Below are 26,302 nucleotides of genomic sequence, written 5' to 3'. Positions count from 1 at the left end.
GTGTTCCGTCGGTCCGCACGTCTGATCGGTGATCGCCGAATCGGTGGATCCCTCGATCTGTCATCCGTCAAGCGTGCTGCGTTGCTGTCACTCGTGTGGCCGCTACTCGTAGAAACGCCCCATGCGGCCTTCTGGGTTCCCGGATTGCGCAAGCCGTGAAATGAACGGCGGCCGAGTGCCCGGTCCGGGTTGCCGGGCCCCCGGGGGTCAGCGGGCTTCCTCGTCCTTCATGGCCTTCGCCTCGCTCCTGAGGATGCGCATCGACTTCCCCAGGGCGCGGGCGGTGTCCGGCAGCTTCTTCGAACCGAAGAGCACGACCACCACGACGGCCAGGATCAACAGGTGCCAGGGCTCCAGGCCGTTGCGCAACATTCTGGTCCCGCCCTTCTCTCCGTCGACACGGCAACAGTTGCCGCATTGCGCAACTGTACAACTGTGCCGTGGGGCCGGGACGGCCGCCCCCTCAGAGTTCCGCGCCGGCCTTCCGTACGCTCCGCTCCTGCTCCACGCCGGCCGGATGGTGCCGTTCGTAGCGCCTCCGTGCCGCCGTGAGCCCCACCGCGTACAGGCCCAGCACCGAGCCGAGCAACAGGTAGTAGAGAGGGGGCAGGGCGCTCATCCCGAGCAACGGCCCCAGCGGGGTCACCGGGAGCAGGACACCGACCACCGCGAGTCCGGCCGCGGCGGCCCGCAGAGGACCCCCGGCCCGGCGTTCGGCGGCGCTGCGGCCCGTCCGCAGCAGGACCAGCACGAGGGCCTGGGTCAGCAGGTTCTCGGTGAACCATCCGGCGTGGAACGCCGCCTCGCCGTCCGTCCCGGCCGCGTTGTGGAGTGCGAGGGCCAGCACGCCGAAGGTGGCGAGGTCGGCGGCGGCGTTGAGCAGTCCGAAGCCGGTGATGAAGCGCAGGAAGTCGCGGGACCGCAGCACGGTGGGCCCCCGCAGGGCGGAAGCCGCCGGGCGGTCGAACGCGAAGGCGAGCTGCGCCGCGTCGAAGCAGAGGTTCTGCACCAGCACCTGCGCGGGGAGCATGGGGAGGAAGGGCAGCATCAGCCCGGCCGTCAGCATGGCGATGACATTGCCCAGGTTGGAGGAGAGGGTGATGCGCAGATAGGTCGCGATGTTCCCGCTGCTGTGCCGGCCCTCCCGCACCGCCCGGTCGATCGCGGTGAGGTCCTTCTCCGCCAGCACGACGTCGGCCGCCTCGCGCGCCACATCGACCGCGTTGCGCGGACAGATGCCGACATCGGCCGCGTGCAGGGCGGGCAGATCGTTGACGCCGTCGCCGAGAAATCCTGTCGTGTGCCCGGCGGCGCGCAGCGCCGAGACGATCCGGGCCTTGTGCTCGGGGGTACAGCGCGCGAACACCGTCGCCCGGTCCGCTACCCGCGCCAGCTCCGCGTCCGACAGCGCGTCCACCAGCTCGGCCGTGACGATGCCGTCGCCCCCGCCGACCGCGTCCGTACGAAGGCCCAGGTCCTGGCACACGCGGGCCGCCGTGCCCGGATGGTCGCCGGTCAGCACCTTGACGGTCACTCCCCGCCGGGCCAGTACGCCGAGGGCGTCGGCGGCGCTCGGCGTGGGGACGTCCCGCAGGGCGACCAGGCCCACGAAGGTCAGACCGCGCTCGTCCGCCGGGGTGTAGGCGCCCGGCCGGGCGGGCCGGTCGGCACGTGCCACGGCCAGCAGACGCAGCCCCGATTCCGCCTTCCGGCCGGCGAGGGCGAGCAGCCGCTCCCGCTCGTCCCCGTCCAGGGCACACCGTTCGAGCACCGCCTCCACGGCACCCTTGGTCACCAGCGTGTGGATGCCGACCCGGCCGGGCCGCCGGAGCACCGCGGTCGCGACCCGCCGCACCGGATCGAAGGGCAGCGCGGCCACACCTTCGTACGCGGCGGACGGCCCCCACCCTCCGGCCTCGTCGGCGGCGTCCAGCACCGCCTCGTCGAGGGCGTCCGGCGCGGGCAGCTCCGCCAGCTGGAGGGTCCACAGAGCGCTGAGCGCGGCCCACCCCAGTACGCCGGGGTCGGGCAGGTCCGAGCCGTCGACGGCCTCTTCGACCACGGGCCGGTCCTCGGTCAGCGTCCCCGTCTTGTCCAGGCACAGCACATCGACGGCACCCAGGTCGTGCAGGGCGGGCAGCCGTTTGACGATCACTCCGCTGGTACGGGCGAGCCGGGCCGCACCCCGTGCGAGCGCGGTGGTGACGATGACGGGCAGCATCTCCGGGGTGAGCCCCACCGCCACGGCCACCGCGAACGGCAGCGTCTCCAGACCCCGGCCGCGCAGCGCCGCATTGGCCATCAGCACCAGCGGCGGGGTCAGCAGCATGAAGCGGATCAGCGTCCAGGAGATGCCCTGCACCGACCGGTCGAAGGCGCTGGCACCCCGCTGCCGGGCCCGGCCGTCGTGCGCGGCGGCGAACCGGGTATCCCCACCGGTGGCCACGATCACCGCGGTACCGCTGCCGGACGTCACACTGCTGCCCTGGAAGCACAGCTGCGGCCGCGCGAAGGGCCCGGCCCCGTCGAGCGCGGGGTCCGGTGCGTCGAGGGGGTGCTTCGCCACCGGCGCCGACTCCCCGGTCAGCGCCGACTGATGCACCGTGAGCCCACCCGCCCGGAGCACCTGCACATCGGCCGGTACGAGATCGCCCGGACCCAGCCGGATCACATCGCCGGGCACCAGGTCGGCCACCGGCACTTCCCGTTCCCGGGGCGCCGCGTCCGCCGAGGCCCGGCGAACCACCGTCGCCGTGGTCGCCACCAGCTCCCTGAGCGCCGCCGTCGAACGGTCGGCGCGGTGCTCCTCGGTCGAGCGCAGCAGGCAACTGACCCCGACGAGGGCCAGGATCACGCAGGCCGTGCCCCAGGCGGAGACGACGGCGGAGACCAGCCCCAGACAGAGCAGTACGGAGGTGAAGGGGTCCCGGAGACTGCGGACGAAGCGCCGGGGCCGGGAGACCGGGCGCCAGGCGGGCAGCACGTTCTCCCCGAACCGGGTGAGCCGCTCCTCCGCCCGCGCCTCCACGAGTCCGCGCGGTCCGCTGTCCAGCGAGCGCAGTATCTGCAGGGAGGTCTTCACCTGCGGGGAGTCCGGTCCGGTGCCGGGAGGCGGGTCGGCGGTGCCGAGCTCCGTGCCGACGACCTCGGGTACGGGGTCCGACGGCGATGTGCCGACGGCCGGGAACGGTGTCACGGAGGCCGAAGTGCCGGGGCTGGTACGGCCGGGTCCCGCGGCTGCGCTGCCCTCAGGCACCGAGCTCACGCAGGCGGACGAGCCCCTGGGCCGGGTGCCCGGCCCGCTCGGCGAGCTGGCCGACCATGAGCCGGACGACCGTCACCACATCGGGATCGTCGACCAGGTACACCTGCCGGCGGCCCTCGCGGCGCGAACGCACGAGACCGGCCAGCTTGAGCTTGGTCAAATGCTGGCTGACCGAGGGGAGCGTGCCGCCCACCCGCTCGGCGAGGCCCGTCACATCGCTCTCCCCCTGGGCCAGCGCCCACACGATGTGCAGCCTCGCCGGTGTCGCCAGGAGTCCGAACGCGGCCGCGGCCTCGGCCAGCACCTCGGCGGGCGGATCCTGGAAACCGCCGCCGGTACCTGTCGACACTCTTGTCTCTCCCGTCCGTGGGCCGCCCGCCCGGACCCGTCACCACGTCCGTTGCCGCGACCGAAAAAACCAGTGTAGAGGCCATGCCGAAATCGCTCGGGGCCGTGATCGGGGCACACCGAGCGCAATGCGGGCCATAAGAGGCCAGAAGAGGGGCGAGATGCGGCAGGAGTGGGCGGGCCGGATCCGCATCGATCAAGAACGATCAACCCGCTCGGCTCGCACAGCCGGTTGCCATGCTGTGCCGAAGCGATGTCCGAACGGCTGAACCGAGCTCCGCCAAGGTGTGCGGCTCACTCGCGGGAGAAGTGGTCGATGTCCTTTGAGTACGCCGAGAACGCTCACAGCACGCACAGCGCTCCGAACACCCACCGGGACGACGACACCGCGATGGCCTTGAAGATTGTGGTGGCGGGCGGCTTCGGCGCAGGGAAGACGACCCTGGTCGGCGCGGTCAGCGATATCCGGCCGTTGCGGACCGAGGAAACGCTCAGCGAGGCCGGACAGGGAGTGGACGACACGGCAGGGGTGGCGCGGAAGGCCACCTCGACCGTAGCGATGGATTTCGGCCGTATTACCATCCACGCCGGTCTGACGCTGTATCTGTTCGGCACACCGGGGCAGGACCGATTCTGGTTCCTGTGGGACGAGCTGTCCGAAGGCGCCCTGGCAGCGGTCGTCCTCGCCGACACCCGACGGCTCGAGGACTGCTTCGCGGCCGTCGACTACTTCGAGCGCCGGCGCATCCCGTTCGTCGTCGCCGTCAACCGCTTCCCCGGGGCGCGCACCTATGCGGCGCACGATGTGTCCGACGCCCTTGACCTGGACGGGGGCACGCCTGTCGTGCTGTGCGACGCCCGCGACCGGGACTCCGGGAAAGACGTCCTGATCCGTACGGTCGAGTACGCCGGACGGATGCACACCGCCCGGCTTCTCGACTCCGTCGGCTGACCGCCCGGCTCCGGTACGCGGCCGTCAGTCGGCCATGTCGGCCAGGGCGATCACCTTGTCGATCCGCACCCGCACCACCAGTTCACCGGCCACTCCGTTGCGCCGGCCGAACTCCTCGGCGGCCTCCGGCGCGACATAGCGCCCGGCGATCCGCGTCGCCCACCGCACCAGCTCCTCGGGGTCCTCGCTCAGCTCCGCATGCCCCTGAACCACGGCGAACGCGTACGGCGGCCGGTCGTCGTCGACGCAGAGGGAGACCCGTCCGTCGCGCTCCAGATTGCGGCCTTTCACACTCTTCTTGCCGGTGTTGAAGACCAGTGAGTCGCCGTCGAGCAGAAACCAGACGGGCGCGATGTGCGGACTGCCGTCGGCCCGCACGGTCGAAACCTTCGCGGTGCGGGTGCCCTCGGAGAGGAAGGCCCGCCATTCTTCATCGGTCATGTGATGTGCCATGCGCTCATCCTGGGCCCGATGCCCGTGTGGCGCGAAGCGGCGCCCCGGGCGGCGGGGGGCGCTTGCCCGTACGGAGGCGGTGCGCAAGGCTTACGCGCGTAGCAGGGCACGGGGTACGGGGAATGAAGGCACGGGGAGGACGAGCACATGGCGCTTGACCGGGGACTCGACTGGCTCCTGGACGATCTCACCAGCAGGGTGCAGTACATACGACACGCACTGGTGCTGTCGAACGACGGCCTGGTCACCGGAGCCAGCACCGGCCTGGCCCGCGAGGACGCCGAACATCTGGCCGCGGTCTCGTCCGGTCTGCACAGCCTGGCGCGTGGTTCGGGGCGGCACTTCCGGGCCGGGCGAGCCCGCCAGACCATGGTCGAATTCGACGAGGCGTTGCTCTTCGTGACCGCCGCCGGCGACGGCAGTTGCCTGTCCGTGCTGACCGCGGCCGAAGCCGATGTGGGGCAGGTGGCCTACGAGATGACCCTGCTCGTCAACCGGGTCGGCGAGCACCTCGGTGTCTCCGTCCGCCAGGGCGGGCCGGAGGGCGCCGAACCTTTCTGAAATCCTTCCGGGACCCGTCCGAACTGCGGCTTTCCTCGGCCGGACGGAGTTATCCACAGGCCTGACCGCATATGACCCCGCCGGGCTACCGTGATCACGGAGAGTATTCGAGGTTCACGGGGAGGACGGTCATGACGGTCAAGGAAGCGATCCGCGCGCAGGCCGAGGACGCACAGCAGATCCTAGGTACGGACGAGATCCGGGACGAGGCCGCGCACACCTCGCCCGAAGCACCCGCGGCCACGGTGGCCGCCGGCCGTGCGGCGCAGGAACTGGGGCTGCGGCGCAGCGAATTCGAGCTCGCCGTGCACCTCGGGCTGATCGCCGTCACCGCCGGGCCCGGCGGCGGGCGGCCGCGGGTGCCCGAGCGGGAGGTCGCGCGTCTGCGTGAAGACCCGGGGTTTCCCGACGGGTTGGCGGAGCGGGTACGCACCGTCGGCACCGCGGACGGCGCCGCTCTGCTGGGCATCGCCGCCGCACGGTTCACCCGGCTGGCCCGAGCGGGCTGCGTCTCGCCGGTCACGTTCTATCTGAACCGGTATCGCGCGGTGGTCTGGCTCTATCTCGCCGACGAGCTGGCCTCGTTCGCGGTGCGGGAGCCCGAGCTGCTCGCCGGCCGTACGCCTCTCGGGATGCGCACGATGCTGGAGGCGGGCGCCGACCGGAGGGCACGGAACTGGCGTACCCAGCGGATCGAGCGGCTGCTGGACCGCACCGGGGACCCCTGGGCGCGGGCCGCGGTCGAGGCGACCGCACTGGACCCCGCCCACCTGGCGGAGGTGGTGGAGGACCCCTATGAACGCGCCTATCTCGCACGGGTCAGGCCGGAGCCCGTCTTCGGGCGGCCGGGCTCCGTGGCGGCCAGAGAGACGATGGGGGAGCTGATGCTGGCGGACGAACCCGACGAGATCCTGTGGCGGCGGATCAACCTGACCCTCGGTCTGGACCACGCCCGTGGGGTGCGACCGGCACCGCACCCGGGCGACGACCACGAGGCGCGGACGGCTCCCGCCCCGCCCTCCGCCCAGCCACACGCCCTGTCGCCGGCACTATCGCCCGCCCCGCGCTTGGCTCCACCACGGCCCCTGCCCGTCGTGGAGTCGGCAACGCTCCCGTCGCCTCCTGCCGAGCACAGGCCCACCGGAGTACGGAAGCCGGGCCGGAAACGGCTGCTGACCAGGCTGGGATGGGGTCGGCGGAGCGACGGATAGCCATTCGCAGACGGATGTTCGAGTCGGGCATCATGTCCGCATGTTGATCAGGGAAGCCACCACCGAGGACTGGCCCGCCATCTGGCCGTTCTTCCACACGATCGTCGCCGCGGGCGAGACCCTCACCTACCCGCTCGACCTCGGCAAGGAGGACGCACAGGGCTGGTGGTACGTCGCAGCCCCGAACCGCGTGGTCGTCGCCGTCGACGACGCGGGAGAGGTTCTCGGTACGGCGAAGATGAACCGGAACCACATGGGCAACGGCTCGCACGTGGCCAGCGCCACGTACATGGTCGACCCCGCCCATTCCGGCAAGGGGGTGGGCCGTGCCCTGTGCGAGTACTCGGTCGAGTGGGCTCGTACGTCTGGCTTCCGGGCGATGCAGTTCAACGCGGTGGTCGAGACGAACGTCCACGCCGTCAAGCTGTACGAGTCCATCGGCTTCGAGGTGATCGGCACCTTCCCGGAGGGGTTCCACCACCCGACCGAGGGCTATGTGGGCCTGCACATCATGCACAAGGCCCTCTGAGACCTCCGCAGCTTTCCGCGCGGCGCTCCCGGCGGGCGCCACCGGCCACCACATGAGCCATCGGCGGCGGACAGTGGCGCGAAGTAGCTGTCCGTCTTGGGCGAAGTGGCGGAGGTATGGCCGGAGTTCGTTCGGGGGGTGACGCACGGGGTGGGTGCGCCCACACGTGGCGATGGCAGTACTGTGCGCCCCACCGCCATTCGGGCGATGAGATTCAGCTGGAGGAAGTATCCATGACCATACCCAGGAGATCGTGGCGTGGCGCGGGAGCACTCGTGGCCGCTGCGGTCGTCGGTCTGACCGGAGGCGTCATCTCCGCCGGTCCGGCCGCGGCTCACACCCCCACCTGGGCCGTGACCTGCTCCGAGGTGACCGTTGACCTCAAGAACTACTCGCCGAACGTCCCCAACACGGTGACGGTCACTGTGGACGGCAAGGACCTGCTGCCCACCAAGGAGTTCGGCCGTGAGTTCAGCACGAAGCTGACTCTTCCCGAGCACTCCGGTCCGGTGACCGTCCGACTGGACGTCAAGGACGCCAGTGAGGGCGGCAAGCACTCGTTCAAGGACGAGAAGTCGGTCGAGGCGTGCGAGGAGGAGCCGACTCCCACGCCGACTCCGACCGAGCCCACCCCCACCGAGCCGACTCCGACCGAGTCGACGCCGTCGGAGACCCCCGGCACGCAGACGCCCGAGCCGAGCGCCACCCCCAGCGGTGAACCTTCGGAGTCCGCGCCCGCCGTGCCCGCCCCGAGCCCCAGCTCGCCGGACCTGGCCGAGACCGGCTCGTCGTCCGCGACGCCGGTCATCGGTGGCGCCGCTCTCGCGGTGCTGCTCGCCGGTGGCGGGATCCTGTGGGCCGTCCGCAAGCGGCGTACCACCCAGAGCTGACACCAGGGCATCCGGAGTCGCTCCCGCTTGAGGCGGTGAGCGGCGCCGGGCCGCCCGATGTGTCGGAGCCGCCGGTCGAGGGGCGTGCCGCATCGCTGAAGGTGACGCGGCACGCCCCTCATCGCTGCCCGGCGGGCGGCACCTGCTCCACGGCGGCCGGCGCAGGAGCGGTGGCGGGCGGGGGAGCGGGACCGATCTCGCACCACACGGCCTTGCCCTCGCCGCGGGGTTCGATGCCCCAGCGGGTGGCGACCGCGTCGAGCAGGAGCAGCCCCCGGCCCGACGTCGAGGTCTCTCCCGGGGTACGCCGCCGGGGCCAGGCGCTCGACCGGTCCTGCACCGAGAGCCGGATCCGCCGCACCGGCTCCGGCAGCACCTCCAGGCTCAGGACCGCCCCGCCCTCCGTGTGCAGCAGCACGTTCACCAGCAGCTCACCGGTGACCAGTTCGGCGTCGTCGGCGAAGTCGGCCATGTCCCAGTCGGCGAGCGCCTGGCGCACGATCGCCCGCGCGTCGGACAGCCCCTCCGGGTCCGCCTGGTGGATGTACTGGTGCAGCCGGGGCGCCTGCGAGGACCCCACATCGGGGCTGCGCCGCAGGACCAGGAGCGCCACGTCGTCCCCCGACCCCCACCGTTCCCAGAGCCGGTCCGAGAGATGGTCGGCCAGCGCCTCGGCCCCCGCAGGACCGGCGCTCACCTCGTTCCGCAGAGCATCCACCCCGGTGTCCAGGTCGGCGCCCGGCTCCTCCACCAGACCGTCCGTGTACAGGACGAACGTCTCCCCGGGCACCAGATCGAGCCGGGTCTCCGGATACTCCTCGTCCCCGAACTCCGTGGAGATGCCCAGCGGCAGACCGCCGCGCACCTGCGGACTGCCGACCCGCCCGTCGGCATGCCGGATCAGCGGCCCGAGGTGCCCGGCGCGGACCACACGTGCCGCGCCCGTCGCCAGGTCGACCTGGGCATAGGTGCAGGTCGCGAAACGGTCGGTGTCCAGTTCGGAGAGGAAGCGGGAGGCCCGGGCCAGCACGGTCGCCGGAGGGTGCCCCTCGGCGGCGTACGCACGCAGGGCGATCCGCAACTGGCCCATGATCGCGGCGGCATGGGTGTCGTGCCCCTGGACGTCCCCGACGACCAGCCCGTAACGGTTCTTGGGCAGGGCGATCACGTCGTACCAGTCGCCGCCGACCTGCCGCCCGCTCCACGCGGCGTGGTACCGCACCGCGATCTCGCCGCCCTCGATGTCCTGTATACGGGGCGGGAGCATCGCGGACTGGAGCTGGGTGGCGAACTCCCGCTCCTCGTCGAAGAGCATTGCCCGCTGCAGCGACTGCGCCACGATGGCCGCGAGACCCAGGCACAGGATCCGCTCGTCGGCGTTGAAGACCGTGCGCTCCCGGTAGAAGAGGGCGAGTCCGCCGAGCGACCGGGCCTGGGCCACCAGCGGCAGATAGGCCGCGGCCCGGAACCCGAGCCTGCCCAGATGCGGCTCCAGCACCGGATACCGCCGCGCCAGTGCCGCGAGGGACGTGATGAACCGCGGCCGCCCGCTGCGGATGGCGTCGGCCAGCGGAAGGTTGCGCTCCAGGTCCCCGGAGCCGAGCCCGTCGAGCGCCTCCAGCGACTCACCGCTCAGCGCCACGATGTTCAGCGCGGAGTTCTCCACCAGCCCCAGGGCCAGCCCGTCCGCCCCCAGCCGCGCCAGCCCGCCCGGACCGGTGAGCGCGGCTGTCACATCGTCGACGGTCACCGCACGTGACATCGCGCTGGTGGTCCGCTCGACGATATTGGTCTGCCGCTGCCGGCGCTTTTCCAGATCGAGCACGAAGGCCGAATGGGTGACTTCCGCCGTCGCGTCACGGACCACCCCCACGATCCGGTGTGCCTTCCCGTCCTTCGACCGCAGGATGCGGGCCTGGACATGGGTCCACTGGGTCGTCCCGTCGTCCAGCGGAACCCGGAAATGAACGTTGTAGGAATTGCTGCCGCCGGTGATGGCCTCGTCGATCGTGACGTCCAGCCGAGCCCGTTCCGCCGGCTCCAGCCGCTCCACCAGCGCGCCGGGACGTGAGTCGAACGAGGCAGGGTCCACACCGAAGACAGCCAGCCCCGCGTCGTCGATGTCCAGGGTCCTGGCGTCGAGATCCCAGTCGAAGCTCCCGGTCCGGTTCATGGCGAGGCGCTCCGTCGGCCCGATCTCACCGTTGGTCCTCCGGTCGATCCGGCGCAGCGGAGCGGGTTCGGTATCCTGCCGCCGTTCGTGGTCGGTCATGCATGCTCCGGAGATCGTCCGGCGGGGCGCGCGGCGACGCGCCCCGTAGGCCTCAATTGTCGAGCCGCACGCACCGGAGTGCCACAGCGGAGCACCACCGAACTTCCCACCCGGACCAGCCGCCGGAACCCCGACCCCCCGCTCACCGGCCCCTGCGCACCGCCTCCGGGCCCGCCCCGCCGCCCCCCTGTCCGGAGCACGGCCCGGGAGTCGCAGAATGGCGGGAACGGACCGGCCGACCGTGGCGGACGGTCCGCCCCTCAGGCCCCCACCGTCCCCAGTGAGCGGAGCGCATACATGAACGACGACCGGCCCGTCCTGCTGGAGACCCGCGGTCACTGCCTGCACATCACCCTGAACCGGCCCCGCGCCATCAACGCGCTCACCCACGCCATGGTCCGGCTGCTCGACGGGGCGCTCGCCCGGGCCGAGCAGGACGAGACGGTCACCTCGGTGGTACTGACCGGAGCGGGCGACCGCGGCCTGTGCGCGGGCGGCGACATCCGCGCCCTCCACGACGACACCCGCGCCGGAGGCCGCGCATCGCTGGAGTTCTGGCGCGACGAATACCGCCTCAACGCCCGCATCGCCCGCTTCCCCAAGCCGTACGTCGCCCTCATGGACGGCATCGTGATGGGTGGGGGAGTCGGAGTCTCGGCCCACGCCTCCCTCCGGATCGTCACGGAACGCTCACGCGTGGCCATGCCCGAGACCGGTATCGGATTCGTGCCCGACGTCGGTGGCACCCACCTGCTGGCCGCCGCACCCGGCGAACTGGGCACCCATCTGGCACTCACCGGCCGCTCCGTCGGGGCCGCCGACGCCCTGCTCTGCGGCCTCGCCGACCACTACGTACCCACGCGGCGTCTGCCGGAGCTGACCGAGGCCCTGGCCGCGTCGGCGACCGCCCACGAGGTGGCGCGGACGGTGCGGAGCTTCAGCGAGGAGCCGCCCGCCGGTGACCTCGCCGCGCAGCGCGACTGGATCGACGCCTGCTACGCCGCGGACACCGTCGAGGAGATCGTCCGACGGCTCCAGGACAGCGCCACCCCCGCAGCGGTGGATACGGCGGCGGAGCTCGCGGCCCGGTCGCCCCTGGCGCTCAAGGTCACGCTCGCCGCCGTACGGCGTGCCGCCCGGCTCGGCAGCCTGGAAGCCGTCCTCGACCAGGAGTTCCGTGTCTCCGGCCGGATCCGTGAGGAGCCCGACTTCGTGGAGGGCGTACGCGCCCGGATCATCGACAAGGACGGCAGCCCGCAGTGGAAACCGGCCACCCTTGCCGAGGTGGACGACAGCGCGGTCGCCCGCTTCTTCGCCCCCCTCGGGCCGGGTGAGCAGGAGCTCGGTCTCGCCCCCGGCGCCACCGCCGGCGGAACGGCCTGAGACCGAGCCCCCGGGCCGGCGCTTCCCCTGACTGCCTGGCGCTCCTGACTACCTGTCGCTGCCGGACAGGCTCGGCTGCAACTCCCGCACCAGGGCGAACAGCCTGTCCTCGTTCCCCGTCAGCCCCGCCCCGTGCAGGGCACGGTCGGCCTCCCGCATCGGTGAGGTGAGCAGCGGCAGGTACAAGGGTGCGTCTTCCGGGTCCGAGAGCGCGGCCCGGGTGGCCTCCAGCAGGCGGACATACGCCTGCGCCGCGGCGAGCTCGTCTTTGTCCATCTCAGCGTCTCCTGGTCAGAGGTGTCGGACCGTCAAGCATCTCCCATGGGTCTGACAACGCCCCTCCACGCCCGCTACCGCACCCCGGGAACTCCCGCCGGCGGCTCAACCTCCAGATACCGCCGCCTGCGAGGACCCCGGTAGAGCAGCACGGTCCAGCCCAGCCGCCGCAGCACCTCGGCGCACTCGGCCAGCGCCTCCTCCTCGTGGTGCGCGGCGCCGCTGCCGGGCGGCCCGGCCCAGTCGACCCGCACCGACCCGGCCGACTCGCCGGTACGCACCCGGTACCCGGCGGCCACTCGTCGGCCCGACGCGTCGACGGCGGACGGAGTGGCTCCGGAACTCTCCAGGGCCAACGCGACGGCCCGGACCGGCCGGTGAAGCTCCCACGCGGCAGGCGCGGCCTCCGGATCGTCCCGGCCCTCCCCGGTCAGGCGGCGGATCTGCAGCAGCCCCTCGAAGGCCGTCCGCACCGAAGCGGCGCGCGCCTGCCCGCTCCCACCGGGCGGCGGCCCGTCCCCGGTCGCGGGCTCGAACCCGGCGCCCTCCTCGCTGCCCATACGTCCCCCTGCGCTCGGACCACCCGTACGCGCCCCAGTGTGCACCGGGGGAGTGACACGTCCGGGAAACGGACTCCCTCCGCAGCAAGGGAGGGCCCCCGAAGCAAGAAAGGACCCCTACGCGGCGCCCCGGGCGTTGTCCTCCTCCATGGCGGCCTTCAGGCGCTTGAGCGTGGTCCGGATGTTGCCGCGCTGGAACTGGGCGAAGGTCTTGCCACCTGTCGCGACGCGATCGAAGGCGTTGGCGACGAAGTCCGGCCAGGAGCGCCGGTCGTCCGTCCAGGTCTCGGTCACGCGGGTCCCGCCGTCCACCGCCTCGAAGCGGTACTCCCAGGTCGCGATGGGGCCGGGAAGCCGCGGCCGCCGGACGCCGATGGCATGGACCCGGAAGGCGAAGCGCTCGCCCGGATCGGCCGCAGTCACGGTGCACCGGGTCGTCCAGCTCACCGCGCCGCGCTTGTTCCGGCCCTCGAACACCATGCCGACGTACGTGGCGCGCCGCTCTCCCCGCACGGTCGCCCCGCGGTTCTCGGGGCTCCAACGGCCCATGGCGGTGGGGTCGCTGAGCTGCTCGTAGACCTGCGCCGGAGGGGCGGCGATGACGGTGCTGTCCGCTACGGACATGGTGCGGGGCATGACGCAACTCCTTGTCCACGGTCGTCGTCGGGCCGTTTCCGGGACCGGACGGACCGTGGCGCCGCGTCCCGGGCCCACACCTTACTCACGAGTAGGCAACGGGTGGGGCCGGGGAGCGGTCCGGTGCATCGGCCCTGGGTCCTCCGTGCCGAGGCTCACCGACACCAGGGCTGTCCAGGCCGCGGCCCACGGGCACCTGGGCGCCATCCAAGCCGAGGCTCACCGCGCGCGCCGCTCCCGCCGGTTCGCCACCCGCACCCGTACATCGGTCGGCAGGCCGCGTACGCCCGCGCAGCGACGCGCGTCCGAGACCACCCCGGCGGCGACCCGGCGCACCACCTCCACGGGCCTGGCCTCGGGCTCCACGACCAGCGTCACCGACGCCCGCAGCGGCCGGCCCGCCAGCCGCACCCGGGCATGGGCCACGCCGTCGACCGCGCCCGCCTGCGAGGTCATCGCCCGCTCCCACGCCCGCCGCCGCAGCGTGAGACCGGCACCCCGCAGGCCCACCCACCGGGGTCCGGACGCCGACACCTGGGCGGCGAACCACCGGACGAGCAGCGCCAGTACGAGGGTGAGCGCCACGATCACGGCAGGCGTCCACCAGCCGTTCTCCCGGAGCCGGGCCAGTCCGCCGCGATCCAGCAGCACCCCGTCGGCCGCGCGACCGGACCACCAGCCCGGCACCTCGCGGCCCACCCGGCCCAGCCCCGAACCGTCCCCGACGGCCAGCAGAGTTCCACCGGCCAGCAGGGCAAGACCGACCGTCCCGAGCAGCGCCCGGTTCACCGCGCCACGCCTGATCACCGCCATGCTCCCCACACCCTCACACCGCAGTCCGTCACGCCGCTCACGCCGCCCCGCTGTTCCGAGGCCCGTCCTGAGTCCCGTCCTCAGCCCCGTCCCGATCCACGCGCCGCACCCGGACCCGCAGAGCGGGCGTACGGTGCAGCCCCAGCTCCAGCAGGCTCGCGCCCAGCACCCGGACCACCTCGGCGCGTACCTCCTCCGGGCGGCCGTACCCCACACCGGCCCGTACCCTCGCCCGCCGACGACGTACGCTCACCCGGGCCCGCACCACCCCGGGTACGCCGAGCGCACGCTCCCGCAGGATCCGGGCCGCCGCCGTACGGTCCAGCGCTGCCCGTACCTCCGACGCGGGCGCCGCCATCCGCAGCCTTCGCCGCAGCCCCGGCAGGAGCGCACAGCCCAGCAGCCAGGCGCCCACGAGCGCCGCGCCCACGCCTGCGAGCCGGACCGCGGTGTCCGCCGGACCATGGGCCGCCGCCCAGTCGACCACCGTCGTACGCCACCCGGCGGGGGAGCCGCCGAACCGGACCGCGATCACGTCCACCAGCACCAACCCGCACGCCGCGGCTCCCACGACCGCCAGGACCGCCGCGGGGACACGCCGTTGCGCCCTGATCCGTGGGCCGGAGCCGTCCTTGTCGCCGGGCGGGCCGGGCTCGGCCTCCGGGACCGGTGGGGGAGCAGCGACCGACAGCGCGTCGACGCGGACCTCGGCGCGTGGCACGGACAGACCCGTCAGGGCCGCCGTCCGGGTCTCCGCCCGCTCCCGGATCCGCTGCGCGGCCTCGTCGGCCCGCACCGGATAGGGCAGCCGCACACCGACCGCGATCCGCGCGGAGGCGCCGCGCACAGCGGCCGACCCCCGGATCACCGACCCGCCGTCGGGCAGCGCCTCGGCGGCGGCCCGCTCGGCGATCCGCCGGACCGCCCGGGGGGCCACCGTCGTCGTACCGCGCCCGGCGGCGGGGACCGTCACTGCCGCCTCCCCACCAGCGAGTCCAGGAACTCCCGCAGACCCGTGCCCCGGTCCACGAGATGCCCGGCGAACCAGCCCAGCGCGCCGAGCGCGGCCACCACGAGGAACGCCCCGAAACCGCCGAACCAGCCCGCGAACCCCAGCGCCATGCCCGCCGCGGCCCCGAGCACGCCCCGGCCCGGCACACCGTCCACCGGGCCGGGCCCGTCCACCCTCCGTGTCATGCCGTCACGCCACGCGGGTCTCGGCCGGAGCGGCCTCGTCGTCGTCCTCGGGCAGGTGCACGTCGTTCACGGTCACGTTGACCTCGACGACCTCCAGGCCCGTCGTCCGCTCCACCGCCGCGATGACGTTCTCGCGCACGTCGCGCGCCACATCGGTGATCGCGACGCCGTACTCGACGACGAGGTCCAGGTCGATGGCCGTCTGACGTTCGCCCACCTCGACCTTGACGCCCCGTCCGACGTTCGGCCGGCCGCCGGGCACCCGGTCGCGCACCGCGCCGAGCGTGCGGGAGAGACCGCCGCCCATGTCGTGCACGCCCGGGATCTCCCGGGCCGCCATCCCCGCGATCTTCACGACGACGGTGTCGGCGATCGACGTGCGGCCCCGCGTCGCCGCGGGCTCGGACGCGCCGGTGGCTCCGCTCCCCAGGGTCGTCGTACCGCCGACTCCGCCGCTCTGCTTCTGTCCGCCCGTGCCCGGCCCCGTGCCCGCGGCGGGAACGGCTGCGGCTGTCTGGGTGGTGGTCATGAGAACTCCTCGCGTATCGCTCGGCTCGTATCGCCTGACTTCTCGTTGGACACGCTGTCCGCCGATTCGTCACGCGGGTTCCCGGAAACTTTCCGCCGACCCCTCGTGCGTGACGTTCTGCCGTGCCAGGTGTCCAACGGAGGACGGAAGAGGAAAGACGGATGACGCCTGTCCGGCGAGTAGGACCGACAACAACGAGAAGGTGTCGTGCAACCGACTGAGGGAGGGGCTGGTCCGTGCCCGGCGACGGGAATCAGATGACGGAACGGGCGCCGGAGGGCGTCCGGGCCGACGAGGCGCTGCTGGTCGTACGGGCCGGGGAGGGCGACGAGGAGGCGTTCGAGGCGCTCGTACGACGGCACAGCCCCGCCATGCTGCAGTTGGCGGTGCGGCTCCTGGGAGACCGGGCGGACGCGGAGGACGCCGTTCAGGACGCCTTCGTCAGCGCCTGGCGCAAACTTCCCGAGTTTCGCCGGGACGCCTCCTTCCACACATGGCTCTACCGCATCGTCACCAACCGCTGCCTCAACCGGCTCCGATCACGCAGACCGGCGGCGGACCTCGATTCGGTGCCCGAACAGGCCGCCCCCGAGCACCAGGCGTCCCCCGCCCGCGCCGTCGAGTCGCGGGCCGCGGCCGACGCGCTGGCCGGGGCGATGGCGGGCCTGTCGCCCGAACAACGTGTCTGCTGGGTGCTCCGCGAGATGCAGGGGCTGTCGTACGAGAGCATCGCGGACACGGTCGGAATCAGTCTGCAGGCGGTCCGCGGCCGGGTCTTCCGTGCCCGCCGCTACCTGACGGAGGCGATGAGCGCATGGCGATGAGCGCCAACCCCGACCGGCCGGAAGAGAGCCGGTACGAAGAGGAGGAGCGGCTCGCCTGCGGGCGCCTGCTGAGCGACGTCTGGGACGCCGGGGACACCGGCCGGGCGGCCGACGACCCGCACCTGTCGGTGTGCCCGCACTGCTCGGCGGCCCTGGCCGAACTCACCGGCCTGGGCGATGCCGTACGCCGTACCTGCGCCGAGGAGCCCGGAGTGCCCGAGGCGACCACGGCCGCCATCACGGCCCGCGTGATGGATCTCGTCCGCCTCGAACTGCGGCCCGGGCGCCCGCTTCCCCTCGGGGGACCGGAGGAGGACCACTGGATCGTCGAGGCCGCGGCCGCACGGCTGCTGCGGGCGGCGGTCGACGCGCTGCCGGGGGTACGGGCCGGGAGCTGCCGGATCGAGCCCCTCGACCCGGCCGACCCGACGGGCCCGGTGCACGTACGCGTCGAGGTCGCGGCGGCCCTGGACCGGTCGTTGCCGGACCTGGCCGATGCCGTACGCGCACGGATCGCCGAGGTCGCCGACCGGGACATCGGGATCCGCCTCGGCGCGGCCGACGTCCTGGTCGTGGACATCCTCGACGAGGACGACGTAGGTGACGACGGTGGTACCGGCGGCGAACGCGGCGAAGGCGATGAGTACGACCGCTACGGCACGGGAGGAGCAGCGCGATGACCGCCGACACACTCCGGGACCGGCTCGCCGAAGCGGCGGCCGGGGCCGCTCAGGACGTCCCCGGCGTCGCCTTCCTGCGCCCCGGCGTCGTGGACCTGCTGCGGACGCGGGTCGCCGGCCGGGCCCCGCGTCCGGCCGGCGGGTCCGGTGGGCGGCCGCAGGGGGTGCGGGTGGGCCGGGACGAGGCCACGGGCGCCTGGCACATCGACATCCGCCTCGTCCTGCACCGCGGCCACCGTGCTCTCGACGTCACCCGGGCCGTACACACCGCGACGCTCGCCGCGGTCCGCACCGAGCCGTCGGTCTCGGTACGGGTGACGGTGACGGGGGTGGTCTGAACGGCCGGCCCGGGCGGGGGAGACGGCGCCCCGGCGGCCCGCGTAGCGGGTGACCGCGCCCGGCTGTCCGGGACGACGCCGCCCCCTCCGGCTGCCCGGGACGGCGCCCGCCCGACGCCGCCCCCTCCGGCTGCCCGGGACGACGCTCCCGGGCAGCACGGCCTCCCCTCACCGCGCGGGTCAGGCGCGCCACTCCGCGGTGCGCTCCGGCGACGCCTCCGCCAGCGCCTTCACGATGGCGTCGGCATCGCCCTGGTTGCCGTACACCGGGGTCCCCGGCTGCTGACGCCACGACTCGTCCAGGCCACCGGTGTCGACCGTGTCGAAGCCGAGCTCGTCGATGAGGTCGCGGACGGCCTGCTTGGCCGCCGCGTCGTCCCCGGCCACCGGCAGCGCCTGCCGGCCGGGGCTGCCCTGCGGACGGCCCCGGTCCAGGATGTCCTGCGCGTACGTCCCGTTGAACGCCTTGATCACGGGGTGACCGATCTGCTGCTCGGTCCACCGGCTCTCCGTCAGCCCGTCCTCGATGGCGGCGATCCTGCCGTCGCGCTGCTGCGGGTAGTAGTTCCCGGTGTCGATGACCGCGACGCCGTCCGCCGCCCCGTCCAGAAGCCCCGAGGGCAGGTCGGGTACGGCCTTCAGCGGGACGGTCACGACCACGATCCGGGCGTCCCGGGCCGCCTCCGACGCGGTCACCGGAGTGGCTCCGGTCTCCTCGGCGAGGGCGGTCAGGGTCTCGGGGCCACGGGAATTGGCGACCGACACCTCATGTCCCAGTGCGGTCAGGCGCCTTGTGAGATTGCCGCCGATGTTGCCCGCGCCAATAATGCCGATCTTCATGGATCCGACCTTCCGATACCTGCTGAGTGGGGAAGAAGTGGTTCTGTGGCTTCACCAACTCCGCTGCCCGGGGAGCTATTCCGGGCCGGTTGGGCCATTTGAGTGTCCTTCCCGGGCGCTCGCGCTGGACGGGGAGGGATGTCCCACCGGACCGATCGCCGCGGGTCCATCCTGGTCGCCGAGTCCATACGGGCCGTTGACCGAAGGAGCGTCGCAGTGACGACGAGGGGCATCTCACAACCGGTGGAGACCGATGCCGCCGACCAGGACGAACTGCCGGTACGGCTCAAGGAGCCGGGCAACGTCGTCATCAAGTGGATGACCACCACGGACCACAAGACGATCGGCACGCTCTACCTGGTCACCTCCTTCGCCTTCTTCTGCGTGGGAGGACTGCTGGCCCTGGTGATGCGCGCCGAACTGGCACGCCCCGGCACCCAGTTGATTTCGAACGAACAATTTAATCAGGCGTTCACGATGCACGGCACGATCATGCTGCTGATGTTCGCGACGCCGCTGTTCGCCGGGTTCGCGAACTGGATCATGCCGCTGCAGATCGGCGCGCCCGATGTGGCGTTCCCGCGGCTCAACATGTTCGCGTACTGGCTGTACCTCTTCGGCTCGCTCATCGCGGTGGCCGGCTTCCTCACGCCCCAGGGTGCCGCCGACTTCGGCTGGTTCGCCTACGCGCCGCTGAACGACGCGGTCCGCTCGCCGGGCATCGGCGCCGACATGTGGATCATGGGTCTGGCCTTCTCCGGCTTCGGCACGATCCTCGGCTCGGTCAACTTCATCACCACGATCATCTGCATGCGCGCCCCCGGCATGACGATGTTCCGCATGCCGATCTTCGTCTGGAACGTCCTGCTGACCGGTGTCCTGGTCCTGCTCGCCTTCCCGGTCCTGGCCGCAGCCCTGCTGGCCCTGGAGGCGGACCGCAAGTTCGGCGCCCACGTCTTCGACGCGGCCAACGGCGGCGCGCTGCTGTGGCAGCACCTGTTCTGGTTCTTCGGCCATCCCGAGGTCTACATCATCGCCCTGCCGTTCTTCGGCATCGTCACCGAGATCTTCCCGGTCTTCAGCCGCAAGCCGGTCTTCGGCTACATCGGGCTGGTCGCCGCCACCATCGCCATCGCGGGACTCTCCGCGACCGTGTGGGCGCACCACATGTTCGTCACGGGTGCGGTGCTGCTGCCGTTCTTCTCCTTCATGACGTTCCTGATCGCGGTGCCGACCGGGGTGAAGTTCTTCAACTGGATCGGCACCATGTGGAAGGGGTCGATCTCCCTCGAAACCCCCATGCTGTGGTCGATCGGATTCCTGGTCACTTTCCTCTTCGGCGGTCTGACCGGAATCATTCTCGCCTCGCCGCCCATGGACTTCCACGTCTCGGACTCGTACTTCGTCGTCGCGCACTTCCATTACGTGGTCTTCGGCACCGTGGTCTTCGCGATGTTCGCCGGATTCCACTTCTGGTGGCCGAAGTTCACCGGCAAGATGCTGGACGAGCGGCTCGGCAAGGTCACCTTCTGGACGCTGTTCGTCGGCTTCCACGGCACGTTCCTGGTGCAGCACTGGCTCGGTGCCGAAGGAATGCCGCGGCGTTACGCGGACTATCTCGCGGTGGACGGATTCACCGCGCTCAACACGGTCTCCACCATTGCCTCGTTCGTGCTCGGCCTCTCCATCCTGCCGTTCTTCTACAACGTCTGGAAGACCGCCAAGTACGGCAAGCAGATCGTCGAGGACGACCCGTGGGGTTATGGCCGTTCGCTGGAGTGGGCGACCTCCTGTCCGCCTCCTCGCCACAACTTCGTCACCCTGCCGCGGATCCGCTCCGAATCCCCGGCGTTCGACCTGCACCACCCCTCGGTGCGGTCGATCGACGAGGCCGCCAACCGGCACGACGCCTCCGTCACCGTGGCCCCGGGGGACAACCAGGAGTGAGCGCGGCCCGGCCCGACCAGGAGAGCCCGACGAGAGGAGGACGCGTGAAACCCGATAAGGACAGCGCCCGCGGCCTGGCCCAGCTGGAGGGCTATCTGCTGTGGAACGCCGAGGTCGAGAGGGCGCGAACGCAGGCACGCCGCTTCACCGACGAACTGCCCTGGCTCACCACCGCCCAGCGCGAGGACGTGGAGCGCGTCTACCTCACCGACCGGGTCGCCGTCTCCCGCGAGTCGCTCACCCGCGTCCGCGACCGGGCGGCCGAACTGCGCGGTGAGTACACCGCGCGCTACGACCGGCTCAGGGCCCGCTGCGTCGCCCTCTCGGTCGTGGCGGTGGGCGCGCTCACCTGCGTCGGTACGGTGTCGACGGTGCTCCTGCGCTGAGCCGGCCGGGATCCGGTGCGGCCCGGCCGCGGCCGCACCGGATCCCGCCCGGGCAGCCGTCAGACCAGCACGCCGGAACGCGCGGACGCCCGGTGAGCCGCGTCGAGGGCGGCCAGCTGTTCCGCGATCCGTTCGGCGTGCGGCACGGGCAGGGCGGCGCTCCGGTCGTGGAGCTGGACCGCGCAGGCCGTCGTCGTGTCCACGAGACGCTCCAGAGCACCGGCCACCTCCTCGAACCCTGCCGTGCGCCCCGCGACCGGCGGGAGTTCGGCCGCCGAGAGATCCAGCACGGCCCGGGCCGCGGCGAGTGAGCGGTAGGCGTCGCGGCGCAGCACCCCGCGCGCCGCGCCGTCCTGAGGGTGGGCCAGGACGTGCCGCAGATACCGGTGCGCCGCCGCCACCGCCGTGTCCACCGCGTCCCGCACCCGGTGGCCCCGCTGCCCGGGCAGCGGCAGATGTCCCACCAGCAGCACGATCGCGCAGGCCGTCAGCGACTCCACGACCCGGCCCCACGCGGCCTGCGGCTCGCCCGCCAGCACGACGAGGGAGAGCACGAGCACCGTGACGACCGCGGTCTGGGCCGCGAAGTGCCGGGTGGCGACGGGGATCAGCGCCCCGCACACCGCGACCGCCGCGACCGCGGGCAGCGGGCCGGACACCAGCGCGAAGAACCCGGCGAAGACCGCGGCACCCCCGACCGTCCCGGCGGCCCGGCTCAGCACCCTGGAGACCAGCGGCCCCAGATCCGGCTTCACCAGGAACACCGCCGTGGCGGGCATCCAGTACCAGTGCTCATGGTCCAGGCCGAGCGCAACCGCCGCACTGATCCCGCAGCACAGCGCCACCCGGAACCCGTACTCGCGCCCCGCCGGGCCGAACGCCCTGCGCAGCAACGGAACGAGATCCGGCCGCCCCCGCACGGTCCGCAACGACTGCCCGGCCCGGCGGTCGAACGCCTCCGCGGCCGCCAACAGGGCGTCGTCCAGCGCGCGGAGGCCCGCACCCGACCGCACCGGCGCGGGCAGCGGCCCGCAGGCGCTCCCCGTACGCACCGCGTGCGCCAGGCGCCGCGGCCCCTCCGCGACCCGGCCGGGCAGGGGCTCACCCGCCCAGGCCAGCGCCGTCGCCGCCTCGGCCAGCGGCAGCGCCGCCGCGTACTGGGCGTGCAGCCGCCGCTCCGCCGCTGAGCTCGCGTAACGCCGCAACCGAGGGCCGGACAGGGCGTCCTGCGCCTGGTCCAGCGCGGCCGTGAGCGCCGCCCGCCGGGCCGGGGCCCGCGTGCTGCCCGCCGCGCGCAGCAGCCCCGCCACCGCCGCGTACACCCCGGCGACCGCCTCGCGCTCGCCGTCGTACCGGTACGGGCCACCGCTGCTCCGCCGCTGCGAGGGCAGCACCAGCAGCAGGAACAACGCCCACCCCGCGCCCGCCAGGAACAGCAGCGCCCGCTCCCCGCCGGACTCCGGCAGCGGCATCCCGGCCCCGATCACGGCCGCGACCAGCACCTGCGTACCGCAGGCCGAAGCGACGGGGCCGGTCGAGCTGAGCGCCCCCGCGAGGAGCCCCAGCACACCGAGCAGCACCGGCAGCACGAACATCGCGGCCCCCGGCGGGCCGACCGCCGGAAGCAGCGAGCCGACCAGCAGACCGGCCGCGCCCGCGAGCGCGGGGACCCCCACCCGCGACACGGAGGAGCGACGACCGCCCGGGCGGTCGTTGATCCCGGCGAACATCGCCCCCAGCGCCGCCGGAACACCCGCCGTCGGCCGGTCGGCGAGCACCGCGGCGAGCAGCGGAAGCATGGCGAGCGCCCCGCGCACCACCGCACCACCGCGGACGGGCCCGCGCTGCGTACGCAGTACGTGGCCGAGCCAGAGCGGCAACGGCCGGACGGCGAGGGGGAAAACGGGTGACACCACCGGGCTCCAGTCCACAGGGGGAGGGGGAATCCGCCGGGGGACACCGTCGGCCTGGGCGCTGCCGCCAGTCTGGAACACCGAGGTGGAGGGGGTGCTTCCGCCGCGTTTCCGCCAGATGAAAGATCACCGGCCGCGGAGGGAGGTCACGGCGTGCCGCTCAGCGGGCTCCGAACTTCTGCGTCCACACCGGTCCGCCGCCGGAGTCCTGCTTCCCGATGCCCATCTCCTTGAAGGAGCAGTTCAGGATGTTCGCGCGGTGCCCCGGGCTGTCCATCCATGACTTCATCACATCGGCCGGGGTCCGCTGCCCCTTGGCGATGTTCTCGCCGTAGGTGCTCCACCGGTATCCGGCGGCGGTGATCCGGTCGCCCGGGTCGGTGCCGTCCGGGGAGGTGTGCGAGAAGTAGTCCCGGGACGCCATGTCGGCCGAGTGCCGCTGCGCCGCCGTCGCCAGCAGGTCGTTGGAGGTCACCGGTCCGCAGCCCTCCTTCGCCCGCTCGGCGTTGACGATCTGGAGGACCTGGCCGCCCACCGAGGCCGGGGGTGCGGGCGCGGGCGGCGGGGGCTTGGGGGCCGGGGCGGCCGAGCTGGGCGCCGGGGGCCGGGTGCTCCTCGTCGGCGAGGGCTTGGGCTTGCGCGAAGGGCTCTTCGTCGGCGAGGCACTGGCCGACGGTGAGGCGGAGGAGGCCGAGGCGGACGGCGACGCCGTCGTCGCCGTGGGGGAGGGGACGGACGCCGTGGGCAGGGTCGCGCTCTCGCTCGGAACCCCCGCGCTCAGGGTCGTCGCGTCCCGGTCCTCGTCGTTGCTGTAGAGGTGCACGGCCGCGCCGCCGGAACCCAGCGCCGCGACGGCGACCACCGCGGCGATGGCCGAGTTGCGGCGCCGCCGCCGTACCTGACCGCGCCGGCGCTCGGCCCGGCCCGCCCCGGCCGCGGAGGCCGGGGTGAGGTGCGCGGCTGTCGTCAGCAGCTCCGGGGCCACGGCTCCGCCCGCCGCCGCGGCCACCGGGACCAGCGCGAGACCCACCAGCAGGCCCTCCGCCGGCACCAGACCGGAGCCGTGGCCGGAGCAGACGGTGCACTCGCGGGCGTGGCGGGCCAGCCGCTTGCGCCACAGGGCGGACGGGACCCCGTCCCAGCCGCCGAGGATGTCCTCCAGCAGTACGCACGGCGGGTCGGCGGCCAGCGCGCCCACCACGACCCTGGCGGCCTCCAGCTGCGCCTTCATCCGCTGGACGCGGACGGCCGTGTGCTGCTGGGAGAGCTCCAGGGCCGCCGCGACCTCGGCCCGTGACAGCTGGCCCGCCGTCTCCAGCCACCACAGCGACAGCAGCGCGCGGTCGTCCTCGTCCAGCCACCGCGTCGCCTCCGCCACCTGGCGCCGCTGACCGGTCAGCCCGAGCCGCAGAATGGTCAGCTCGACGAAGTCGGCGCGCGGATCGGCCAGGTCGAACGTGTCGTCCAGCCGGTCGGCGGATATCGCCCCCGACTGGCTCTCGCGCCAGTGCCGGCGTATCTCGTTCATGGCTATCGCCACCAGCCAGGACCGGAATCTCTCCGGATCACGGAGCTCGGGCAGGCTGCGCAGCATGCGCAGCACCGTCTCCTGCACCACGTCGTCCACGTCCGCGTGCCCGTTCAACGCCCGGCCGACGACGTTGTACAGCAACGGCAGATACGACTCTACGAGCCGGTCCTTGGCCTCCTGGTCGCCGTTCCGCGCCGCCGCGATCAAGGCCGTCCCGTGATCCTTGCCCATGCTGTGCTCACTCTTCCGGGGTCCGGTGCTGTCACTTCCCACACTCGGGAGATGCGGTGCGGGCCGGACAATAACAAGAATCCGATGAACATCCCGGATTTCTTCCGGTGCCTCCCGTCACCCGGGCGCCCGGCACCGGGCCCCTGGCGGCACACGCGGTCCGTGCCACGGGATGCGGTCCGTGGCACGGACCGGGTTACGGGCGGACGGGTTGCGCGCGGACGCGGGCCCGGTGCCGGGCACCGGCGACCGGGGTCAGGTGCGCGGCGGTCCGTCCTGGTCGCGTTCGGTGCCGAACTGCTGCCTGAGCTTGTCCTGAGCGGTGTCGACGTGACCGCTGTACTTACCCTTGGTCCGGTCGTCGACCATGTCTCCCGCCTTGTCGATGCCCTTGCCCGCCTGGTCCTCGTGGCCCTTGAACATCTTCTTGATCTTGTCCATTGCGGACATGCCTGGTCCTCCTAGCCTCTGCGCCCCCACCCATCAAGGGTCACCGCACCCGGCCCGGCCCGCATCCCCACACCGTCCGGCCCCCGCCCGGGGCCCGGCCACAGGTGCGCCCAGGAGCCCGTGCGGCGGGCCGGAAGTGTGAAGCCGCGCCGACTGGGCAGATACCGGTCACCTGGAGGAGGTGGTGGCCATGGGCCGCATCCGCATCGTTGTCCGTCGACCCCCGCCCCCGTCGGGGCCGCCCCCGCTCGACCTGCGGACCCCCTCCGGCCGGCCGCTGCCCTACTGACCCGGGCGCGGCGGGTCGTCGTCGTACCGCGCCACGGGCCGTCCCGGCAGCGGAGCGAGCTGCTCCACCAGCGCCTCCAGCTCCACGACCGCGTGCTCCGTCTCGCGACGGATGTTCTGGTGCTCGGCCACGATCGCCCCGAGCAGCAGGGCTGTGAGCGCCACGCATCCGTTGAGCACGGTGAGGTTGGCCATGATCTCCATGAGCGTGTGGCCCGCGAACGGCCCCAGGGCATCCGTACCGGCGGTGATCGCCAGCACCGACACCACCAGGGCGCACGGCGCGCTGCCGGGCAGCTGGAACCGGAGCGCCGCCCAGATGATCACCGGGAACACCAGGTAGATCATGGAGAGCGAGCTCCTGGTGGAGAAGGTCCCCGCCAGGACCACGACGACCGCGAGAAGGCAGGCCTCCGGCCACCGGTCGGACAGCCGGGGCCGCCTCACCCGGCTCAGCACCAGCAGTACGGGGGTGACGACGAGGACCCCCATGGCGTCCCCGGCCCACCAGGACGACCAGACCAGCCAGAACCGTCCCGCCGGGACCTTGTCGTCGAGCATCAGCGTCACACTGCCGATGGTGGCGCTGATCAGCATCCCGGCGAACGCGCCGAGGAAGACCAGGCAGATCCCGTCCCGCAGCCGGGCCAGTTCGCTGCGGAACCCCACCCGGCGCAGCAGCGCGTAGGCGGCGAGCGGCGCGAGGGTGTTGCCGAGGACGATGCCCAGACGGGACAGGGTGAACGCGTCACCGATGGCGGTGACCGTGAAGAACGCGCCCAGGGCGATGCCCGGCCAGATCCGGGCGCCGAGGTACAGCAGGGCGGCGAGCGAGATCCCGGTGGGCGGCCAGAGCGGGGTGACCACGGCGCCGTCCACCACCACCTGGCGCGTCAGTCCGAGCCGCCCCGACAGGTAGTAGGCGCCCACCACGCCCAGGAGCTGCGCCACGTACACGGCCCGACGTCTGGCTTCCTTGCTGCGGATCACAGCACTCAT

The 26,302-nt window shown here is 72.7% G+C and carries 27 protein-coding genes and 1 pseudogene; 11 read left to right on the top strand and 17 right to left on the bottom strand.

The features are described from left to right. Positions 1–207 precede the first annotated feature (207 nt). The 3 genes from tatA to IE264_RS33120 form a co-directional block, all read right to left on the bottom strand. On the bottom strand, positions 208–372 hold the full coding sequence (gene tatA / locus IE264_RS33130) for a Sec-independent protein translocase subunit TatA (RefSeq protein WP_015606456.1): 165 nt from the start codon (positions 370–372) through the stop codon (positions 208–210). Between the two features lie 91 nt (positions 373–463). Continuing rightward, positions 464–3,256, bottom strand: a complete 2,793-nt coding sequence (gene mgtA / locus IE264_RS33125; RefSeq protein ID WP_051822080.1) for a magnesium-translocating P-type ATPase — start codon at positions 3,254–3,256, stop codon at positions 464–466. After that, positions 3,249–3,614 (bottom strand): ArsR/SmtB family transcription factor, encoded by a 366-nt coding sequence (locus tag IE264_RS33120; RefSeq protein WP_015606454.1) that lies wholly within the window; start codon positions 3,612–3,614, stop codon positions 3,249–3,251. The genes mgtA and IE264_RS33120 overlap by 8 nt, the downstream gene beginning before the upstream one ends. Before the next feature lie 315 nt (positions 3,615–3,929). Here IE264_RS33120 and IE264_RS33115 point away from each other — a divergent pair, with 315 nt between their 5' ends. Continuing rightward, positions 3,930–4,565 (top strand): GTP-binding protein, encoded by a 636-nt coding sequence (locus IE264_RS33115; RefSeq protein ID WP_032760619.1) that lies wholly within the window; start codon positions 3,930–3,932, stop codon positions 4,563–4,565. Between the two features lie 24 nt (positions 4,566–4,589). Here IE264_RS33115 and IE264_RS33110 read toward each other — a convergent pair whose 3' ends face one another. After that, positions 4,590–5,018: a PPOX class F420-dependent oxidoreductase gene (locus IE264_RS33110; RefSeq protein ID WP_031125286.1), complete on the bottom strand. Its 429-nt coding sequence runs from the start codon at positions 5,016–5,018 to the stop codon at positions 4,590–4,592. A gap of 147 nt (positions 5,019–5,165) precedes the next feature. On the opposite strand from IE264_RS33110, the gene IE264_RS33105 reads away from it, so the two are divergent. From IE264_RS33105 to IE264_RS33090, 4 genes are all read left to right on the top strand, one after another. Continuing rightward, positions 5,166–5,579 carry a roadblock/LC7 domain-containing protein gene (locus IE264_RS33105; protein ID WP_015606451.1) on the top strand — a complete coding sequence of 138 codons (414 nt, stop codon included), beginning with the start codon at positions 5,166–5,168 and terminating at the stop codon, positions 5,577–5,579. Positions 5,580–5,710: 131 nt separating this feature from the next. Further along, positions 5,711–6,790 carry a DUF6397 family protein gene (locus tag IE264_RS33100; protein ID WP_032760621.1) on the top strand — a complete coding sequence of 360 codons (1,080 nt, stop codon included), beginning with the start codon at positions 5,711–5,713 and terminating at the stop codon, positions 6,788–6,790. 40 nt (positions 6,791–6,830) lie between these two features. After that, complete coding sequence (locus IE264_RS33095; protein WP_015606449.1) at positions 6,831–7,319, top strand: GNAT family N-acetyltransferase; 489 nt, start codon at positions 6,831–6,833, stop codon at positions 7,317–7,319. A 233-nt stretch (positions 7,320–7,552) separates the two neighbouring features. Continuing rightward, positions 7,553–8,209: an LAETG motif-containing sortase-dependent surface protein gene (locus IE264_RS33090; RefSeq protein WP_015606448.1), complete on the top strand. Its 657-nt coding sequence runs from the start codon at positions 7,553–7,555 to the stop codon at positions 8,207–8,209. Between the two features lie 118 nt (positions 8,210–8,327). Here the strand turns inward: IE264_RS33090 and IE264_RS33085 are convergent, their stop codons facing one another. After that, positions 8,328–10,481 (bottom strand): SpoIIE family protein phosphatase, encoded by a 2,154-nt coding sequence (locus tag IE264_RS33085; protein ID WP_015606447.1) that lies wholly within the window; start codon positions 10,479–10,481, stop codon positions 8,328–8,330. 297 nt (positions 10,482–10,778) lie between these two features. Between IE264_RS33085 and IE264_RS33080 the strand changes: the two genes are divergently transcribed. Then, a complete protein-coding gene (locus tag IE264_RS33080; protein WP_032760625.1) occupies positions 10,779–11,864 on the top strand; it encodes an enoyl-CoA hydratase/isomerase family protein in 1,086 nt (361 codons plus the stop codon). A gap of 48 nt (positions 11,865–11,912) precedes the next feature. Here IE264_RS33080 and IE264_RS33075 read toward each other — a convergent pair whose 3' ends face one another. From IE264_RS33075 to IE264_RS33045, 7 genes are all read right to left on the bottom strand, one after another. Further along, on the bottom strand, positions 11,913–12,140 hold the full coding sequence (locus tag IE264_RS33075) for a hypothetical protein (RefSeq protein WP_032760627.1): 228 nt from the start codon (positions 12,138–12,140) through the stop codon (positions 11,913–11,915). Between the two features lie 74 nt (positions 12,141–12,214). Next, positions 12,215–12,700, bottom strand: a complete 486-nt coding sequence (locus IE264_RS33070) for a hypothetical protein (protein WP_032760629.1) — start codon at positions 12,698–12,700, stop codon at positions 12,215–12,217. A gap of 117 nt (positions 12,701–12,817) precedes the next feature. Beyond that, positions 12,818–13,336, bottom strand: a complete 519-nt coding sequence (locus IE264_RS33065; RefSeq protein WP_015606443.1) for an SRPBCC family protein — start codon at positions 13,334–13,336, stop codon at positions 12,818–12,820. Positions 13,337–13,555: 219 nt separating this feature from the next. Continuing rightward, positions 13,556–14,149: a hypothetical protein gene (locus tag IE264_RS33060; protein WP_051822081.1), complete on the bottom strand. Its 594-nt coding sequence runs from the start codon at positions 14,147–14,149 to the stop codon at positions 13,556–13,558. Positions 14,150–14,186: 37 nt separating this feature from the next. Beyond that, positions 14,187–15,122: a DUF6286 domain-containing protein gene (locus IE264_RS33055; RefSeq protein WP_032760631.1), complete on the bottom strand. Its 936-nt coding sequence runs from the start codon at positions 15,120–15,122 to the stop codon at positions 14,187–14,189. Next, on the bottom strand, positions 15,119–15,346 hold the full coding sequence (locus tag IE264_RS33050; RefSeq protein WP_031125296.1) for a hypothetical protein: 228 nt from the start codon (positions 15,344–15,346) through the stop codon (positions 15,119–15,121). Before IE264_RS33050 ends, IE264_RS33055 begins: the two co-directional genes overlap by 4 nt. A 4-nt stretch (positions 15,347–15,350) precedes the next feature. Next, a complete protein-coding gene (locus IE264_RS33045) occupies positions 15,351–15,875 on the bottom strand; it encodes an Asp23/Gls24 family envelope stress response protein (RefSeq protein ID WP_015606439.1) in 525 nt (174 codons plus the stop codon). 257 nt (positions 15,876–16,132) lie between these two features. On the opposite strand from IE264_RS33045, the gene IE264_RS33040 reads away from it, so the two are divergent. Genes IE264_RS33040 through IE264_RS33030 form a run of 3 tightly spaced genes read left to right on the top strand, consistent with a single transcriptional unit; the run spans position 16,133 to position 17,717 of the window. Continuing rightward, the gene (locus tag IE264_RS33040; RefSeq protein WP_032760632.1) at positions 16,133–16,699 is read left to right on the top strand and encodes an RNA polymerase sigma factor; all 567 of its coding nucleotides are present in this window, start codon (positions 16,133–16,135) and stop codon (positions 16,697–16,699) included. Beyond that, positions 16,690–17,379, top strand: coding sequence for an anti-sigma factor (locus IE264_RS33035; RefSeq protein WP_032760633.1), 690 nt, complete (start codon positions 16,690–16,692; stop codon positions 17,377–17,379). Before IE264_RS33040 ends, IE264_RS33035 begins: the two co-directional genes overlap by 10 nt. Continuing rightward, on the top strand, positions 17,376–17,717 hold the full coding sequence (locus tag IE264_RS33030; protein ID WP_032760634.1) for a hypothetical protein: 342 nt from the start codon (positions 17,376–17,378) through the stop codon (positions 17,715–17,717). The genes IE264_RS33035 and IE264_RS33030 overlap by 4 nt, the downstream gene beginning before the upstream one ends. A gap of 180 nt (positions 17,718–17,897) precedes the next feature. Here IE264_RS33030 and IE264_RS33025 read toward each other — a convergent pair. After that, positions 17,898–18,566, bottom strand: a pseudogene (locus IE264_RS33025) (NADPH-dependent F420 reductase); the annotation flags it as partial. Positions 18,567–18,773: 207 nt separating this feature from the next. Between IE264_RS33025 and ctaD the strand changes: the two are divergent. Together ctaD and IE264_RS33015 are read left to right on the top strand one after the other, a co-directional pair. Continuing rightward, the gene (ctaD, locus tag IE264_RS33020; RefSeq protein ID WP_043971305.1) at positions 18,774–20,504 is read left to right on the top strand and encodes an aa3-type cytochrome oxidase subunit I; all 1,731 of its coding nucleotides are present in this window, start codon (positions 18,774–18,776) and stop codon (positions 20,502–20,504) included. Positions 20,505–20,548: 44 nt separating this feature from the next. After that, positions 20,549–20,890, top strand: coding sequence for a hypothetical protein (locus IE264_RS33015; protein ID WP_015606433.1), 342 nt, complete (start codon positions 20,549–20,551; stop codon positions 20,888–20,890). Between the two features lie 59 nt (positions 20,891–20,949). Here IE264_RS33015 and IE264_RS33010 read toward each other — a convergent pair whose 3' ends face one another. The 4 genes from IE264_RS33010 to IE264_RS32995 form a co-directional block, all read right to left on the bottom strand. Further along, complete coding sequence (locus IE264_RS33010) at positions 20,950–22,689, bottom strand: FUSC family protein (RefSeq protein WP_229887881.1); 1,740 nt, start codon at positions 22,687–22,689, stop codon at positions 20,950–20,952. A gap of 274 nt (positions 22,690–22,963) precedes the next feature. Next, entirely contained in the window at positions 22,964–24,565 is a 1,602-nt protein-coding gene (locus IE264_RS33005) for a sigma-70 family RNA polymerase sigma factor (protein ID WP_032759596.1), read from the bottom strand. A 255-nt stretch (positions 24,566–24,820) separates the two neighbouring features. Then, positions 24,821–25,015: an antitoxin gene (locus tag IE264_RS33000; RefSeq protein WP_015606429.1), complete on the bottom strand. Its 195-nt coding sequence runs from the start codon at positions 25,013–25,015 to the stop codon at positions 24,821–24,823. Between the two features lie 282 nt (positions 25,016–25,297). Continuing rightward, positions 25,298–26,293, bottom strand: a complete 996-nt coding sequence (locus IE264_RS32995; RefSeq protein WP_015606428.1) for an MASE1 domain-containing protein — start codon at positions 26,291–26,293, stop codon at positions 25,298–25,300. Positions 26,294–26,302 lie beyond the last annotated feature (9 nt).

This window comes from Streptomyces microflavus (genome assembly GCF_014650075.1).
Taxonomy (GTDB): domain Bacteria; phylum Actinomycetota; class Actinomycetes; order Streptomycetales; family Streptomycetaceae; genus Streptomyces; species Streptomyces microflavus.
Note: the sequence above shows the minus strand (reverse complement) of the source record. Positions and strands in the feature narration are given on the sequence as shown.